The organism is Bradyrhizobium sp. NAS96.2, assembly GCF_001908235.1.
Lineage (GTDB): Bacteria > Pseudomonadota > Alphaproteobacteria > Rhizobiales > Xanthobacteraceae > Bradyrhizobium.
Genome location: NZ_LGHK01000034.1, coordinates 1 through 15,576, shown reverse-complemented (window position 1 = coordinate 15,576; position 15,576 = coordinate 1). Strand labels below are relative to the sequence as shown.

At 64.1% G+C, this 15,576-nt stretch carries 14 protein-coding genes; 7 read left to right on the top strand and 7 right to left on the bottom strand.

What is annotated here, in order from left to right:
- Nucleotides 1-28: 28 nt before the first annotated feature.
- Both dnaA and rpsT read right to left on the bottom strand, forming a co-directional pair.
- A complete protein-coding gene (dnaA, locus tag AC628_RS09315) occupies nt 29-1,459 on the bottom strand; it encodes a chromosomal replication initiator protein DnaA (protein WP_074126562.1) in 1,431 nt (476 codons plus the stop codon).
- 1,240 nt (nt 1,460-2,699) lie between these two features.
- Nucleotides 2,700-2,966: a 30S ribosomal protein S20 gene (gene rpsT / locus AC628_RS09310; RefSeq protein ID WP_021077661.1), complete on the bottom strand. Its 267-nt coding sequence runs from the start codon at nt 2,964-2,966 to the stop codon at nt 2,700-2,702.
- Between the two features lie 373 nt (nt 2,967-3,339).
- Between rpsT and AC628_RS09305 the strand changes: the two genes are divergently transcribed.
- From AC628_RS09305 to AC628_RS09295, 3 genes are all read left to right on the top strand, one after another.
- On the top strand, nt 3,340-3,657 hold the full coding sequence (locus AC628_RS09305; RefSeq protein WP_074126561.1) for a hypothetical protein: 318 nt from the start codon (nt 3,340-3,342) through the stop codon (nt 3,655-3,657).
- A gap of 130 nt (nt 3,658-3,787) precedes the next feature.
- Complete coding sequence (gene msrA, locus AC628_RS09300) at nt 3,788-4,447, top strand: peptide-methionine (S)-S-oxide reductase MsrA (RefSeq protein WP_074126560.1); 660 nt, start codon at nt 3,788-3,790, stop codon at nt 4,445-4,447.
- Nucleotides 4,448-4,575: 128 nt separating this feature from the next.
- Entirely contained in the window at nt 4,576-5,310 is a 735-nt protein-coding gene (locus AC628_RS09295) for a polysaccharide biosynthesis/export family protein (protein ID WP_074126559.1), read from the top strand.
- Nucleotides 5,311-5,463: 153 nt separating this feature from the next.
- Here the strand turns inward: AC628_RS09295 and AC628_RS09290 are convergent, their stop codons facing one another.
- From AC628_RS09290 to AC628_RS09280, 3 genes are read right to left on the bottom strand one after another with little or no spacing between them, the layout of a single operon-like run.
- On the bottom strand, nt 5,464-6,138 hold the full coding sequence (locus tag AC628_RS09290) for a dienelactone hydrolase family protein (RefSeq protein WP_074126558.1): 675 nt from the start codon (nt 6,136-6,138) through the stop codon (nt 5,464-5,466).
- 36 nt (nt 6,139-6,174) lie between these two features.
- Nucleotides 6,175-6,516: a hypothetical protein gene (locus AC628_RS09285; RefSeq protein WP_074126557.1), complete on the bottom strand. Its 342-nt coding sequence runs from the start codon at nt 6,514-6,516 to the stop codon at nt 6,175-6,177.
- Entirely contained in the window at nt 6,513-7,301 is a 789-nt protein-coding gene (locus AC628_RS09280; protein WP_074126556.1) for an alpha/beta fold hydrolase, read from the bottom strand. Before AC628_RS09280 ends, AC628_RS09285 begins: the two co-directional genes overlap by 4 nt.
- Nucleotides 7,302-7,588: 287 nt before the next feature.
- On the opposite strand from AC628_RS09280, the gene AC628_RS09275 reads away from it, so the two are divergent.
- The 4 genes from AC628_RS09275 (at nt 7,589) to AC628_RS09260 (ending at nt 13,215) form a co-directional block, all read left to right on the top strand.
- Nucleotides 7,589-8,080: a (2Fe-2S)-binding protein gene (locus tag AC628_RS09275; RefSeq protein ID WP_050405446.1), complete on the top strand. Its 492-nt coding sequence runs from the start codon at nt 7,589-7,591 to the stop codon at nt 8,078-8,080.
- Nucleotides 8,077-10,362, top strand: coding sequence for a xanthine dehydrogenase family protein molybdopterin-binding subunit (locus AC628_RS09270; protein WP_074126555.1), 2,286 nt, complete (start codon nt 8,077-8,079; stop codon nt 10,360-10,362). The genes AC628_RS09275 and AC628_RS09270 overlap by 4 nt, the downstream gene beginning before the upstream one ends.
- A gap of 306 nt (nt 10,363-10,668) precedes the next feature.
- The gene (locus AC628_RS09265) at nt 10,669-11,766 is read left to right on the top strand and encodes an HD-GYP domain-containing protein (protein WP_074126554.1); all 1,098 of its coding nucleotides are present in this window, start codon (nt 10,669-10,671) and stop codon (nt 11,764-11,766) included.
- Between the two features lie 159 nt (nt 11,767-11,925).
- Nucleotides 11,926-13,215 carry a cytochrome P450 gene (locus AC628_RS09260; RefSeq protein WP_143201510.1) on the top strand — a complete coding sequence of 430 codons (1,290 nt, stop codon included), beginning with the start codon at nt 11,926-11,928 and terminating at the stop codon, nt 13,213-13,215.
- A gap of 100 nt (nt 13,216-13,315) precedes the next feature.
- Here AC628_RS09260 and AC628_RS09255 read toward each other — a convergent pair whose 3' ends face one another.
- Together AC628_RS09255 and AC628_RS09250 are read right to left on the bottom strand one after the other, a co-directional pair.
- On the bottom strand, nt 13,316-14,896 hold the full coding sequence (locus tag AC628_RS09255) for an AMP-binding protein (RefSeq protein ID WP_074126552.1): 1,581 nt from the start codon (nt 14,894-14,896) through the stop codon (nt 13,316-13,318).
- A gap of 204 nt (nt 14,897-15,100) precedes the next feature.
- Complete coding sequence (locus tag AC628_RS09250; protein ID WP_074126585.1) at nt 15,101-15,520, bottom strand: VOC family protein; 420 nt, start codon at nt 15,518-15,520, stop codon at nt 15,101-15,103.
- Nucleotides 15,521-15,576 lie beyond the last annotated feature (56 nt).

Sequence of the window (15,576 nt, the reverse complement as noted above, 5' to 3'; positions counted from 1 at the left end):
CCGAACGGGCGAGGCCTGCGACGGAAGTCTATTCCTGAAGCTGACGCTTCAGCGATTCGACTTCCTCCGACAGCGCCGTGTCCTTGGCGACCAGTGCCTCAATCTTGCGCACGGCGTGCAGCACCGTGGTGTGGTCGCGGCCGCCGAACCTGCGGCCGATCTCCGGCAGCGAGCGCAGGGTCAGGGTCTTCGCCAGATACATCGCAACCTGGCGCGGGCGCACCACGTTGGCGGTACGGCGCGACGACAGGAGGTCGGAGCGGCTGACATTGTACTGCCGGGCGACCACGCGCTGGATGTCCTCGATCTTGATCCGCTTCGGCTCCTGCGGACGGATCAGGTCGCGCACCTCGCGCTCGGCCATCTCCAGCGTCACCGGCTGGTTGTTGAGCTTGGAATGCGCCAAGAGGCGATTGATCGCGCCTTCGAGGTCGCGGCCGTTATGGGTGATGGTGCGCGCAAGATAGTCGAGCACTTCCTCCGGCACGTCGAAGCTTGCGTGGTGGACGCGGGCCGCGGCGACGCGCGACTTGAGGATGCCAAGCCGCAGTTCCTCGCCGAGCGAGCCCATCTCGACCACGAGGCCGCCGGCGAGCCGCGAGCGCACGCGGTCGTCGAGGCTCTCCAGATCCGACGGCGGACGGTCGGCCGCGATCACGACCTGGCGGCCGGCATCGATCAGCGCGTTCAGCGTGTGGCAGAACTCGGCCTGCGTCGACTTGCCCTGCAGGAACTGCAGATCGTCGATGACAAGCACGTCGATGCCGCGCAGCGCTTCTTTGAACGCCAGCGCCGTCTGCGTCTTCAGCGCCGCGACGAAGCCGTACATGAACTTCTCGGCGGTCAGATACAGCACCTTGCGCTCGCCGCCGGAGTTGCCGGCCCAGGTCACCGCCTGCAGCAGATGCGTCTTGCCGAGGCCGACGCCGGCATGGATGTAGAGTGGGTTGAACATCACGGGATCGCCGCGGCGTCCTTCCGCGACCTGGCGCGCGGCCGCATGGGCCAGCGTGTTGGAACGGCCGACGACGAAGCTTGCAAAGGTCAGGCGCGGATCGAGCGGCGAGCCGCCGAGCGCGTCATGGCTGGCCGACACCGGCGCGGTCGCAACCGAGCGCAGTTCCGGCGCGGGGCGGCCGTCGGTGCGCTCGACACGGCGCATCTCGACCGGCGCAACCGCTTCCTTCACCGGCGCCATCGCACGGATCGCGGAGCGCACGGTGAGGTCGATGCGATGCACTTCGGGCATCTCGGCCTGCCAGCAGGTCAGAACGCGGTCGGCGTAATGCGCCTGGATCCAGCTCTTGAGGAACCGGGTCGGAACCGACAGGTGCACGCTCTCATCGTGCACGCTCTCCAGATCCATCCGTGCGAACCAGCTCGTGTAAACGTCCTCCCCAACGCTCGTCCGCAAACGTCCCTTCACCCGCGACCAGCGATCCTGTTCCGTGTTCGTCATTGCCTTCGTACTTTTCCAAAACTGAGAGATGATGATTGCGAAAGCGCCGTGCAGGTTTGCTGCCACGACGCGACCTCTAGCGGGCGCGGTCTGCTCCGGACATGGCTCTCCCGTGTGGCGGCCATGCGCCACGCGACAGATCAGCTGTTTGGAGAAGATGCGTCCCGCGAGGTCAGCGCGTACTCGACGGACTCTGCGGGTGAGAGCCAATGTCCAAGGGGTTGATTACGGCACCACTGGAGATCTGCACTTCGGCTGTCGTTGGTTCGACTGCAGTGATGATACCGTAAGGCATAAGTCCTCCCCCTCCCACCGCGACGTGTCGCGGCAAGTTGTCAGCTTGCTGGTGTCTTCAAATTCGAACTGCCGCTACCGAACACCGAAATGCCCGGCGCTTCGCCGCCGCCGTGTCGTCGTCAACCCGTTCACTTGCTCCGCGTTCCCGCTGCCAGATTCCGACTGACGTCCTGGTCTCTCTTGTTCGATCCCCCAAATTGCCGGGGACATCGCCGGAGATATTTTGACACAGGTCGTCCGTCCTCATATCGCTATGAGCCGTCAATCTAGCTTCGCTTGGAGAGCGTCGCTAACGCACACACCGCCGCCGATTTGTGCGTCCGCCCTTGGGTCTCAAACCGCGCTGATCTGGAGAGCCGTGGGCGTCGCGAACAAGAAATAAATACACCAAGTGCATTTTCTGACAATCCGTGGATTCGACGGGGATCGAGACTCTTCGCGACTGTTGCGGCGTTGCCTATGCTGAGTTGCGAAAGCAAGTTTTTGAATCAGCGCACAGATTCACGCGTGTCACAAACGACGGTGCAATACCAAAAATTTTTCATAGAAAATTTACATTTGGTCTCGCGCCGGTCATTTTTCCAATCGCTGTTCAGCGCTATGTGCATAAGTAATTCGCGAGACGTCATTTTTCTCGATTACTTTTGCAGGGTAACCCCGCGTCGCAATCTTCAACGCGAAATGCTTGCGCGCTATTCCATCTATCCAGCTTAGCGCACAACAATCTCTGGGCGAGTGCGCTGCGTTAAGCATATTTGCCGGTAGAACTACGGACGCGACGAAACATGACACGCAGTTTGTTGCTCGGCAACGCTGAGTCTTCTCGCGCTATGAAACTTCCACGACAAAAGTCGAGACGAAAACAAAAAGCCCGGCGTGAGCCGGGCTTCGTGACAAATGTGTTTTTCAGTCAGCTCGATTGGCCGGCGGGCCAGTCGGCTTGTTACTTCGCGAGCTTGGCGATGCTCTGCGTGAGGCGCGACACCTTCCGGCTCGCGAGGTTCTTGTGAATGATGTTGCGCTGCGCTGCCTTCATCAGCTCGGGCTCGGCCTTGCGCATCGCCTTGAGTGCCGCCTCGCGGTCGCCGCTCTTGATCGCTTCCTCGACGGTGCGCACCGCGCCACGCATCTGGGTGCGACGCGACTTGTTGACGATGGTGCGGCGGGCAATCTTGCGGGTCGCCTTCTTGGCGGAGGTGGTGTTGGCCATGGTTCTCTAACTGTCCTTCGGCGGTGATCGCTCGGTGGTCGGGCTTGCGCGCACCGGCCGGTTCAAATCTCAACTCTGATGTATTTGTCCAAGGTATTGACTTGGGTGTCCTTGAGGCGGCCATGCAAAGAGCGCAAAATTGCTGCCCCCGCATGCGGCACTGTCCAAAGAACAGCGGCGGCAGGATTGCGCCCGCCGCCATCGGCCGGTCTTATAGATGGCGCAGGCGATAGCGTCAACGCTTTCGGGACCGAAAAAGGGCCTGAAATCGGGCCTCCGAGGGCCGGATAAGCCGCTGAAGAGGTTGAATTTCCGGGGGGCGCCCGGTAAGGCCTGACGACGCGTGGGGCGCGACAGGGAGTTTGGGTGACGCATGATCCGCGGCTTTTTCCGTCTGATCGGCCTTTTGCTGCTCGCTGGCAGCTTCATTTTCATGGTCTATGACGGGGCCCGCTACGTCGCCGACCAGAGCCTGCGGTTCACCCAATTCGGGCAGTTCTGGAACGATATCCACCAGTCGAGCCAGCAGGCGTTCCATGCCTGGGTGGACCGCTTCGCGCCCTGGCTCTGGAACGATGTGATCCGCCTGCTCCTGGAGCAACCGGTGTTCGCGGTGCTCGGCATTGCCGGCATCCTGCTGATGATCCTGTTCCGGCGGCGCAAGCCCCTGATCGGTTACGCACGCGACTGAGCTGGCTGCAGCCCTGCTGGCCGCAGCGATCAGTAACGGGGCTGCCATCATCTGCGTAAGGACATATATAGGTGACAGCCGGCCCGCAGGCCGCAGCCCGCGTCGGCCGATGTCCCGCCTGGAGGTATCCATGTTGTTCATGCGCAAGACCACCGCGTTGCCAAGTGCCGCCGAGGCGCTGCCGGGCCGCGCGACGCCGATCCCGACCGCGACCACGCATTTCGTCAATGGGAGCAACTTGACGCCGCCCTATCCGCAAGGCCTCGAGCAGGCGGTGTTCGGGCTCGGCTGCTTCTGGGGCGCGGAACGCAAGTTCTGGGAACTCGGCGACGGGATCTACACCACGGCGGTCGGCTACGCCGGCGGCCACACGCCGAACCCGACCTATGAAGAGGTGTGCTCGGGGCGCACCGGCCATACCGAAGTCGTGCTGGTCGTGTTCGACCCGAAGAAAATCGCCTACGAGAAGCTGCTGAAGACGTTCTGGGAGAACCACAACCCGACGCAGGGCATGCGCCAGGGCAACGACATCGGCACGCAATATCGTTCCGCGATCTACACGTTCAGCGACGCGCAGCGCAAAGCAGCCGATGCGTCGCAGGCGATGTACCAGAAGGCGCTAGCCGCCAAGGGGCTCGGCGCGATCACGACGGAGATCGCACCGTCAGGCGAGTTCTACTTCGCCGAGGACTACCATCAGCAATACCTCGCCAAGAATCCGGCAGGCTATTGCGGGCTCGGCGGCACCGGCGTGTCGTGCCCGATCGGCGTCGGCGTCACCGCCGCCTGACCGCATCGGCCTTGCGTTAAATCGATGGGGAGGCGGGCCTTCCGGCTCCCCACTCGGGCCGCGCAAACCCTTTGTTAACCATAAGTGGTGCAAGACTGGGCCTGTCTCGCCGTTGAGGGATAGGTCCGGTGCCGGTTGCACGCGCGTTACGATTGCCGATCACTGCCGTTGTGGCTGCGCTCGCGCTGTCTGGCTGCATGAGCACGTCCGGTCCCGTCGCGGTCGGCCCGCAAGGCGTCGATGCCGTCACCTATGGTCCGGCCTACGCACCCGCTCCTGTTGCCGACGGAGGCGGCGGTGCCATCAGCGCATTGCGTTCCGCCTTCGCCAGCGCTTCCCCTGGATATGGCTATGCCGCGCCGGTCGTTTATGCCGCCGCACCGGGTAGGCCCGCCGGTTACGACAACTCCTATCATCTCGGTCCGGGCGACAAGCTTCGCGTCGTGGTCTACGGCCAGGAAGGCCTGACCAACTCCTATGCGATCGACGCCGCGGGCGCGATCACCATGCCGTTGATCGGCTCGGTGCCGGCCCGTGGCCGCACCCCGGCCGGGCTCGCCGGCGAAATCTCGGCACGGCTGCGCAACGGCTTCATCCGCGAGCCTTCAGTGGCGGTCGAGATCGAATCCTACCGGCCGTTCTTCATCCTCGGCGAGGTCCAGGCTCCCGGCCAATATCCCTATGTGCCGAACATGACCGTCGAGAGCGCGGTCGCGATCGCCGGCGGTTTCTCGCCGCGGGCCAAACGCGACAGCGTCACGCTGACCCACACCGATGCGTCCGGCGCCGGCCGCTTCGTGGTGCCGCTGGGCACGCCGATGAGCCCGGGCGATACGGTGTTCGTCGGCGAGCGCTGGTTCTGACGAAGGACGACGTCCTTCGTCATTCCGGGGCGATGCGCAGCATCGAACCCTCAGGTGCGCAATAGCGCACCGAGAATCTCGAGATTCCCCGGTGCGCAATTGCGCACCTGAGGTCTGGTGCTTGCGCACCATCCCAAAATGACGCTTACAGCGTCACTTCTTCAGATGCTTCCCGAAAAATTCCATGCTGCGCGGCCAGGCGATGTCGGCGCTCGCCTTGTCGTAGCTGGCGCGCTCGTCGCAATGGAAGCCGTGCTGTGCGCCGGGGTAGATGAAGACCTCGACCTCGGGCCGCTTCGACTTGATGGTCTCGACGTCGCTCAGGGGAATGCCGGCATCCTTCTCGCCGAAATGCAGCTGCGTCGGCACGGCGGGCTTGTCGTCGGCGAAGCGGATGATGGCGCCGCCGTAATAGCCGATCGCGGCCGAGAGCCCGGTCAGCTTGGTCGCGGCCGCATAGGCGATGCTGCCGCCGAGGCAGAAGCCGATGATGCCGACCGGCCCGACCGGCTTCACTGCGTCGATCGCCGCCTGGCTGTCGCGCAGCATCGCAGGAAAGTCGGGGTTGGCGACGAACTTTCGCGCCTCGGCGACTTCATCGGGTGAGTAGCCGCTCTGGAAGTTCGGCGTGATGCGGTCGAAGATCGAGGGCGCGATCGCGACATAGCCCTCCTTCGCCAGCCGGTCGCAGACCGCGCGGATGTGGTGGTTGACGCCAAAAATCTCCTGGATCACGACCACAGCGCCCTTCGGTGCGCCGGCGGGATCGGCGCGATAGGCGCCGAGTTCAAATCCGTCCGAAGCCTTCAGTCTGATGTCTTGTCCCATGGTCCATCCTTGTCGTTGGGGGTTGCATGAAGGGGTTTAGCGCCACATCCAGTTCTCGCCCCAGTCGGCCTTCCAGCCGGTCAGCCGGTGCTTGCGGAATTGCAGGAAGAGACGGTCATGGTGCGGGAACAGCCCGCTGCCGCCGAGGTCGCGGAAGGTCAGGAAAATCTCGTTGCCGGGCCGCCCGCTGACATAGGTGAAGGGTGTGCCGAGCGCGCGTTGCGCGTCCGCGACGCCCATGCCGAACACCAGCGGTGTGTGGTTGGACAGCGTCGCGGTGAAGGTCGGCGTGGCCGGGTCGGCGAACAGCCGTGGCTTCTGGGCGTTCGCGTCGGTCGCGGCCGCCGTCAGCAACAGAGCGACGACAACCGTCTTCATGAGGCGGCCTTTCCGGGCCCGTTCGTCGCGAGGCCATCGAGGAACGGCAGCACGGCGTCGATGAAGGCCTGCGGTTGGTCGATGTTGACGGCATGGCCGGCGTTCGGGATCACCGCCTTCTGCGCGCCCGGGATCTTTGCCGCCATGTAGTCGGACGCCGCCAGGAACGGCATGTCGTCGGCGCCGACCACAACCAGCGACGGCACCTTGATATCAGGCAATGACTCGATCACCCGGGCATCGCGCTGCGCCAGCATGCCGCGCGCGGCGAGCGCGAGGCCCTTGGCGTTGCGATGCGTGACCGACGCGCGCTCGGCGCTCAAGGATTTCAGTACCTCGAGCCCTTCGCGATCGAAGCGGTCGCCGGTGTCGCGGGCGCGCTTGTTCCAGACCTCGCGGGCGTCGTCCTTCTTGAATCCCGGACCAGTGTCGATGATCAGCAGCGCACGCACCCGCGCAGGGTGGGCGCGATGGAAGGCGAGCGACATGTAGCCGCCGAGCGACAGGCCGCCAACGATCGCCTGGTCGGCGCCGGCGGCGTCGAGCAGGGCGGCGATGTCTCCGACCGTCTGTGCTTCGCTATAGGCGTCCGGGTTGTCGGGATAGTCGGACTGGCCGTGCCCGCGCATGTCCCACAGGATCAGTTTGTGCCGCTTCGACAGCGCCTCGATCTGGCCCTGCCACATTGCGGAGGTCGACGAATAGCCGTGGGTGAGGATCAAGGGCGGGCCGCTGCCGTGAATCTCATAATAGATATCGACGCCGCTGCGGTTGAGCTTGGCCATTGACGGGCTCCTTCTGTTGTCGATGCGAGGTCTGGCAGCGCTACCGACCTTGGTAGGAGTGATCGATACGGCATCAATATTGGCATTTCAAAAGCTTCATGCCGTTGCCGCATCGCACAACCGGCAGTTTCCGAAATTTATTCTTTTCGATCAATTCCAAATTGGATTGCCTCCAGCCGGGAACCGGATCATTGTTTCGGCAACTGTCGCTGTCCCGGTGGGCGCCAGGCACGACCCAACAGTGAGTTGCCGCCGTAAGCGGCTTCCGACACCGGAAGGGGAGAGAGATGCCAAATCTCAATATCAATGGACGGAATATGTCCGTCGAAGCGGCCAGTGACACGCCGCTGCTTTGGGTCATCCGCGAGCAATTGCAGATGACGGGCACAAAATTCGGGTGCGGCGCCGGTCTCTGTGGTGCCTGCACGGTTCACCTCAACGGCGAAGCGGTGCGGTCCTGCCAGACCTCGCTCGCCGACGCCGTCGGCAAGAAGATCACCACCATCGAAGGCCTCTCCGCCAAGGGCGAACATCCGTTGCAGAAGGCCTGGGTCGCCGAGCAGGTGCCGCAATGCGGCTACTGCCAGTCCGGCCAAATCATGCAGGCGGCGGCGCTGCTGTCGAAGAACACCAACCCGACCAAGGAAGAAGTGGTCGCGCATATGGACGGCAATCTCTGCCGTTGCATGACCTATTCACGTATCCAGAAGGCGATCATGCGCGCTGCGTCCGACATGCGCACCGCATCGGCCACCGGATCCGAGCGGAGGGCCACATGAACAAGCACGTGAAAAACCTCACGCCCGAGACGACCGACCTCAGCCGCCGTTCCTTCCTGGTCGGCACCGCTGCAACCGGTCTCGTGCTCGGCTATGCCGGGTCCGGCATCGACCAGGCGCTTGCGGCGCCCGCACCCGCCAACTTCGAACCGAGCGTCTGGTACGCGATCGCGCCCGATGGTCTCGTCACCGTGACCTGCGGCAAGGCCGACATGGGCCAGCACGTCGCCTCGACGATGGCGCAGATCGTGGCCGAAGAGCTCGGCGCGAACTGGAAGGACATGCGGGTCCAGCTCGCCTCCAACGATCCGAAGTTCAACGATCCCGTGCTGGGCGCGCAGATCACCGGCGGCAGCTGGTCGACGATGATGAACTTCGACGCCATGAGCCGCGCCGGCGCTGCCGGCCGCATCGCATTGACCGAGGCGGCAGCAGCCTCGATGGGCGTACCCGCCGGCGAACTGGTGGTGCGCGATTCCAGGATCAGCCATCCGAAGTCGAAGAAGTCGATGTCGTTCGCCGAGGTGGTGAAGAGCGGCAAGGCGACCAAGACCTTCACGGCGGACGATCTGAAGGCGATCAAGCTGAAGTCGCCGGATCAATACACCATGATCGGCGTCTCGGTGCCGCAGCTCGACATTCCGTTGAAGGTCAACGGCACGGCCAAATACGGCATCGACGTGATGCTGCCGGGCATGGTCCATGGCGCGCTGGTCACCCCGCCGGTCCGCTACGGCGCCACCGTGAAGTCGGTGGACGATAGCGCGGCCAAGAAGGTGCCGGGCTTCATCAAGGCCGTCACCCTGGACGACAAGACCACGACCACCACCGGCTGGGTCGTCGCGGTCGCCAACACCTATGCCAACGCCAAGAAGGCGGCGGCGGCGCTGAAGATCGACTACGATGGCGGTCCGAACGCGAAGCTGTCCAGCGAATCGCTGCTCACCGAAGCCAAGCGGCTGCAAGGACTCAGCGATTCCGGCCAGTTCTTCGTCAAGGACGGCGATCCGAACGCGGCCTTCGGCACGGCGGCCAAGGTGCTGGAGGCGGAATACACCACCAACATCAACATCCACGCGCCGATGGAGCCGATGAACGCCACCGCGGAGTTCAAGGGCGACATCCTGCACATCTATTCCGGTAACCAGTTCGCGACGCGCTCCGGTGCGATCGCGGCCGGCGCCGCCGGGATCGATCCGAAGTTCGTGGTGATGCACCAGATGTGGCTGGGCGGCGGCTTCGGCCGGCGTCTCGACGCCGACATGATGGTGCCGGCGGTGCAGGCGGCGAAGGCTGTCGGCAAGCCGGTCAAGGTCATCTACACGCGCGAGAACGACATGACGATGGATTTCTCGCGTCCGCTGACCTACCAGAAGGTGAAGGCTGGCGTGGACGGCGACGGCAAGCTCGTCGCATTGAGCCACGATGTCGTCTCTGCCTGGCCGACCCAGCGTTGGGGCATCCCCGACTTCCTGTCGCCTTCGGTCGACAAGAAGGGGCCGCTCGACGCGTTCACGGTCAACGGCTCGGACTTCTTCTACACCGTACCCAACCACTATGTGCGGGCGATCAAGAACGAGATGGCGCACAACGCCACCCCGTCCGGTCAGCTCCGCTCGGTGGCGCCGGGCTGGACGTTCTGGGCGGTCGAAAGCATGGTCGACGAGATCGCCCATGCGACCGGCAAGGACCCGGCTCTGCTTCGCGTCGAACTGCTCGACGGCAAGGGCAAGAACGACGGCGGCGCGCAGCGTCTCCGCAACACCTTGCTCGCGGCGATGGGGCTGGCCGGCTACGGCACCAAGAAGCTGCCTAAGGGCGAAGGCATGGGCGTTGCCTGCGTGTCGTCGCAGGAGCGCGCCACGGCGAGCTGGACCGCCTGCGTCGCCCATGTCGCAGTCGCCCCCTCGGGCGAGGTGACGGTGAAGAAGCTGACGGTTGCGACCGACGTTGGTACGCAGGTGAATCCCGACGGCATCCGGGCCCAGGTCGAGGGCGCGGCGCTGTGGGGCATGTCACTCGCGCTGTTCGAGAAGGCGACGTTGAAGGACGGCGGCATCGAGCAGACCAACTTCGACAGCTATACGCCGCTTCGGATGAGCCAGCTGCCGGAAGTTGCGGTCAACGTCATCGCCAATGGCGAGAAGGCGACCGGCGTCGGCGAGCCCGCGGTGACGGTGGTGGCGCCGGCGATCGGCAACGCCGTCTTCAACGCGGTCGGCGCCCGTGTCCGCGGCCTGCCGATCACCGCGGAGGCCGTCAAGGCTGCGATGAAGGCGTAACCGCTTGAACCAATGAAAACGCCGGAGAGCGGATCGCTCTCCGGCGTTTTTTTGCGCTCGGGCTCGGCAGGTCCTGGGCGTCGACAGGTCGTGGCGGCATCGGCACCTTTGACCTGCAAAAATTCATCATCCGCCCGCGATGCCCGCGTCCGGATTGATTTCCGGGCCGCCTGATCTTGCTGGCGGAATCCGCGATCCATCAAATTGTATCCATTGCCCTTAACCGCCGTTCAGCATCCCCATTAAGGCGGAGGGAACGCATCGTCAGGTAGCGTCGGCATCGGTCGTTACCGCGACGGGGATTCCATGACTGCCTTGGCCAATAACCAGACTTCGAAGCGCCGTCTCCTGCTGGCGTCAGATCGAAGCGATCAAAGCCACGAACTCGCCAGCATCCTGCGCTCGGTCGGCGAGGTCGATACCGTTCTCACATCGGATATTCCCGAGCATCCGGCCCACGATCTCTCCGGTATCGTCGTCGACATCAATCTGCGCTCGCCCGAAGCCGTGCAAATGGTCCGCGCCAAGCTGCAGGCCGACGCCTATCGCGAGATGCCGCGGCTGTTCGTGCTGGCAGATGCGCTGCACCACGCCTCGATGCAGGCCTGGGCGCTCGGCGCCACCGACACGATCTCGCGGCCGTTCGATGCGCGCGGCCTCCTGCAGCGCATCCGCGCCGCATTTCCCGACGACAGCGGCTATGACGAGACCGACCGCGGCAAGGCGCTCAACCGCGGCGTCGAGGCCGCGCATGCCGTGATGGTCAAGATGTTCGAGCGGATGCGCGCCGGCGAGCCGCTCAAGTTCGAGGACATCGTTGCCGCCGAAAACAAGATCCTCAAGGCGATCAAGCACAACTCGCTGCGCGAATGGCTGACCACGGTGGGCTGCCATCACCAGGAGACCTATCGCCATTGCCTGTTCGTGACCGGCTTTGCCGTTGCATTCGCGCAGCATCTCGGCATGCGTGAGGACGACCAGCGCCGGCTCGCGCGCGCCGCGCTGCTGCACGATGTCGGCAAGGCCTTCATTCCGGTCGCGCTGCTCGACAAGCCCGGCGCATTGACGGTCGAGGAGATGGCCGAGATGCGCGAGCATCCGCGCCGCGGCTACGAGGCACTGTCGGCGCAGGGCGGCTTCCCGCCGGAAATGCTCGACGTGATCCTGCATCATCACGAATTCCTCGACGGCACCGGCTATCCGAACGGCCTCAGCGGCAACCAGATCAGCGACATCGTCCGCGTCACCACCATCGTCGACGTCTACGCCGCCCTGGTCGAGAAGCGCGCCTACCGGCTTCAATTCACCCACGCCAAGGCGTTCTCCATGATGGAGGAGATGGGCGGCAAGCTCGATCAGCAACTCCTACAGGCGTTCCGCCCGGTGGCGTTCGGGCATTATTGAGCCCTCGCGGCTTCTGCTGTCATTGCTTCGTCGCGTCGTTCCTCGCAATGACGTCTGAGGCAAGGCTTTTAGCCAATCAACGCAAGTCCGCGTCCTTAACCCCGCCTAGATTTCGGCGATCATCGGTGTGACCGATGCTCTGGGCGGGTGAGGAACATCATGGATACGGTAACGACCGGGGATATGGACATCCCCGCCGACATCGCGGCAACCCTTGTCGATCCCGTCGCCTATGCCGATGATCGCATCCACGACAGCTATCGCTGGCTGCGCGCCAACAATCCGCTCGGCATCGCGCGACCCGAGAAGTTCGATCCGTTCTGGGTGGTGACCAAGCACGCGCATATCCAGGCGATCAGCCGGCAGAACGACCTGTTCCACAATGCCGACCGGCCGACCACGCTGACCAACCAGGCGCTCGAGGAGCGCGTTCGCAAGATCACCGGCGGCCCCAATCTGGTGCGCTCGCTGGTCCAGATGGACGCGCCCGACCATCCGAAATACCGCGCGCTGACGCAGGGCTGGTTCATGCCGGCCAATCTCGGCAAGTTCGAGGGCCGCGTCCGCGAGATCGCGCGCTCAACCGTACGGCGCATGCTCGACCGCGGCGGCGCCTGCGATTTCGTCGAGGACGTCGCGCTCGGCTATCCCCTGCACGTCATCATGGAGATCCTCGGCGTGCCCGAGGCGGACGAGCCGCGCATGCTCAAGCTGACGCAGGAGCTGTTCGGCCCGCAGGATCCCGATACGGCACGCGTCCGCGACGCGCTCAGCGCGGAGCAGGTCTCGGTGATGCTGCAGGCGATCATCGCCGACTTCTCCGCCTACTTCCGCAAGATCACCGAGGATCGCCGCCAGAACCCGCGCGACGATCTCGCCACCGTGATTGCGAATGCGAAGATCGGCGGCGATTACATGCCCGAGCACGATCAGACCAGCTATTACATGATCGTCGCGACCGCCGGCCACGACACCACCTCATCCTCGACCGCCGGCGCGATCTGGGCGCTGGCCAGGGACCCGGCGGAATTCGCCAAGGTGAAGGCCAACCCGGAACTGATCCCGGGCCTGGTCGACGAGTCGATCCGCTGGATGACGCCGGTCAAGCATTTCATGCGCTCGGCCACCGCCGACACCGAGCTTGGCGGCCGCAAGATCGCCAAGGGTGATTGGCTGATGCTGTGCTACGCCTCGGGCAATCGCGACGAGGAGGTGTTCGAGGACCCCGATCGCTTCCGCAGCGACCGCAAGCCCAACCGCCACGTCGCGTTCGGCTATGGCGCGCATCTGTGCCTCGGCCAGTATCTCGCCAAGCTCGAGATGCGCATCCTGTTCGAGGAGCTGCTTCCGCATCTGAAATCGCTGTCGCTCGACGGCGAGGTGAAGATGACGCAGGCCTATTTTGTGAATGGCCCGAAGAAGCTGCCGATCCGCTTCGAGGTAAACTAAGGCCTATCCGTCATTGCGAGGAGCGCAGCGACGAAGCAATCCATGTCTCAACAAGTGCTGAAATGGATTGCTTCGCTTCGCTCGCAATGACGAGCAGATCCTACTCCAGCATCTTCCGCAACTCCGCCTTCGCGACCTTCTCCAGCGTCGAGCGCGGCATCTCATCGACGAAGCGGATCTCGCGCGGCACCTTGAAGTCGGCGAGCGCCGAGCGGCAGGCGGTCATGACCTTGTCGTGCAGATCGGCGGGCAGGGCGGCGACGCCGGTTTGCGGGATGATGAACACAACCGGCACCTCGTCCAGCATCGGATGCTTCTTCGCCACCACGGCGGCTTCGCGCACGCCCGGCACCACCGCGATCACCTGCTCGATCTCGGAGGCCGCGACATTCTCGCCGCCAACCTTCAGCATGTCCTTCGAACGATCGCCGAACTTGATATAGCCGCGCTCCAGCATCGTGACGCGGTCGCCGGTGATGAAGTAGCCGTGCTCGTCAAAGCTCTCGCGCGTGGCCTTCTCGTTGTGCAGATATTCGGCGAACAGCGATAGGCCGGGGATGCCCTTGATCAGGAGATTGCCGGTCTCGCCGACGCCGGTCGCGGTGCCGTCATCGTTGGTGATGCGAATTTCGTATTCCGGCGCGGCGCGGCCGATCGACATCGGCGGGTTCGGCTGATCGACCTCGCCGATGATGCCGTGGGTGATGGTCTCGGTCATGCCCCACCAGCCGATGATCTTGATGCCGAATACGGCGAAGGCCGGCGGCTCGTTCACGGCAGTGCCCCAGAGCCGGAACTTGTGATGCTTCGGCACTTCGTGCTCCAGCAGCGCCTTCATGCAGAACGGGATCGTCGAGGTCCAGGTCGAGCCGTGATCGAGTGCCACCGGCCAGAATCGGCTCGCCGAGAAGCGCGGCTGGATCACGCAGGTGCCGCCGACCCACAGGATCGCCAGCATCGAATAGGCCAGCGCGTTGGTGTGAAACAGCGGCAGATAGGTCTGGTGCACGTCGCTCGCGTGCAGGTCCTGATGCGCGGCGTTGATCTTGGCGCCCCACAGCGCGTTGGCATGGGTCCACAGCACCGCCTTCGGCCGCGACGTGGTGCCGGAGGTGTATTGCACGCTGCACGGTGCGAGCGGATCGATCGGGCGCTTCGACCGGTCGGCGCTGTCGGCGAACAGCGCGTCAAAACTGTCGCCGCGCGCGGGCGCTTGCGCCGGCGCCTGCCCGGCGTCATGGGAGGTCACCGCGATCCAGCGCAGCCCCTTGCAGTTGGCCGATATCAGTTCGGCATAGGCCGGCTGGGTGATCGCGGCGACTGCGCCGCAATGGCCGGCGAAATATTCGATCTCGGCGGCCGCCGAGCGCGTGTTGGTGGTGACGGCGATGGCGCCGAGCTCGACGCAGGCGAACCACGACATGATCGCCTCGACGCAGTTGTCGAGATGAATCAGGACATAGTTGCCTTGCTTGATGCCGCGCTTGGCGAGGCCCGCCGCCAGCGCGCCGACCCGCTCATGGAATTCGCCGTAGCTCCAGCGCCGCGCCGGCGCATCGAACGGCGCCCAGATCAGGAACGGATGCTCGCGGCGCACCTCGGCGCGCATCGCGAGCAGCCATGGCACGTCGAGCCCGGCAAACGGCCCCACGATTCCCGGCACTGCTTTTGAATTGGTCATATGTCCTCCCGCAGCCTTGGCGGCGGCCCTTGATCTTGGTTGGCAGCAGTTCTGCCATCGGCGTGCGTCAAGAGCAAATCGGGATTTGCAGAGCAATGTTGCGCCAAAGCGATCCGTTCCGCCGCGCGGAAAGGGTGGATCTATTCTCGGCACCTATGATCGGGCGCGCTTCGCAGCCTCGCGATCGGTGGCTCGCGATGAAAGCTACTTAGCGCCATCCTCGTACGACGAGATCTCGATCAGGCTGCCGTCGGGGTCGCGGCAATAGACCGAGCGCAGCGTGCCGCGCGCGCCCTGCTTGGCCACCGGGCCTTCCTCGATCTTCACGCCGTTGGCCTTCAGATGCGCGACCACCTGCTCGGGCGTGCTCGAGGTGAGGAAGCAGAGATCGTCGCTGCCGGCCGCCTCGTGATCGGCGGTGAACCATTCCACCTTGTCGGCATCGCGCGGCCGCACGTTGATCTTCTGATTGCCGAACACCAGCGAGGTGCGCGGTGTCTTGCCCTTGCCGGGGTCGAACACCTTTACCTCCATGCCGAGGATCCTGCTGTACCAGGCAACCGAGCGCACGACATCGGTGACGTTGATCACGAGATGGTCGAGTCTATTCACCTTGACGGACATGATCGATCCTCTTTGGTCAAAAGCGCTTTCGAGCGAAGTGGACACCGGTTCGCGTG

Bases quoted from the DNA above. Each gene is read 5' to 3' on its own strand.
- dnaA (WP_074126562.1), bottom strand. From the start codon at position 1,459: ATGACGAACACGGAACAGGATCGCTGGTCGCGGGTGAAGGGACGTTTG.
- rpsT (WP_021077661.1), bottom strand. From the start codon at position 2,966: ATGGCCAACACCACCTCCGCCAAGAAGGCGACCCGCAAGATTGCCCGC.
- AC628_RS09305 (WP_074126561.1), top strand. From the start codon at position 3,340: ATGATCCGCGGCTTTTTCCGTCTGATCGGCCTTTTGCTGCTCGCTGGC.
- msrA (WP_074126560.1), top strand. From the start codon at position 3,788: ATGTTGTTCATGCGCAAGACCACCGCGTTGCCAAGTGCCGCCGAGGCG.
- AC628_RS09290 (WP_074126558.1), bottom strand. From the start codon at position 6,138: ATGGGACAAGACATCAGACTGAAGGCTTCGGACGGATTTGAACTCGGC.
- AC628_RS09285 (WP_074126557.1), bottom strand. From the start codon at position 6,516: ATGAAGACGGTTGTCGTCGCTCTGTTGCTGACGGCGGCCGCGACCGAC.
- AC628_RS09280 (WP_074126556.1), bottom strand. From the start codon at position 7,301: ATGGCCAAGCTCAACCGCAGCGGCGTCGATATCTATTATGAGATTCAC.
- AC628_RS09275 (WP_050405446.1), top strand. From the start codon at position 7,589: ATGCCAAATCTCAATATCAATGGACGGAATATGTCCGTCGAAGCGGCC.
- AC628_RS09270 (WP_074126555.1), top strand. From the start codon at position 8,077: ATGAACAAGCACGTGAAAAACCTCACGCCCGAGACGACCGACCTCAGC.
- AC628_RS09265 (WP_074126554.1), top strand. From the start codon at position 10,669: ATGACTGCCTTGGCCAATAACCAGACTTCGAAGCGCCGTCTCCTGCTG.
- AC628_RS09260 (WP_143201510.1), top strand. From the start codon at position 11,926: ATGGATACGGTAACGACCGGGGATATGGACATCCCCGCCGACATCGCG.
- AC628_RS09255 (WP_074126552.1), bottom strand. From the start codon at position 14,896: ATGACCAATTCAAAAGCAGTGCCGGGAATCGTGGGGCCGTTTGCCGGG.
- AC628_RS09250 (WP_074126585.1), bottom strand. From the start codon at position 15,520: ATGTCCGTCAAGGTGAATAGACTCGACCATCTCGTGATCAACGTCACC.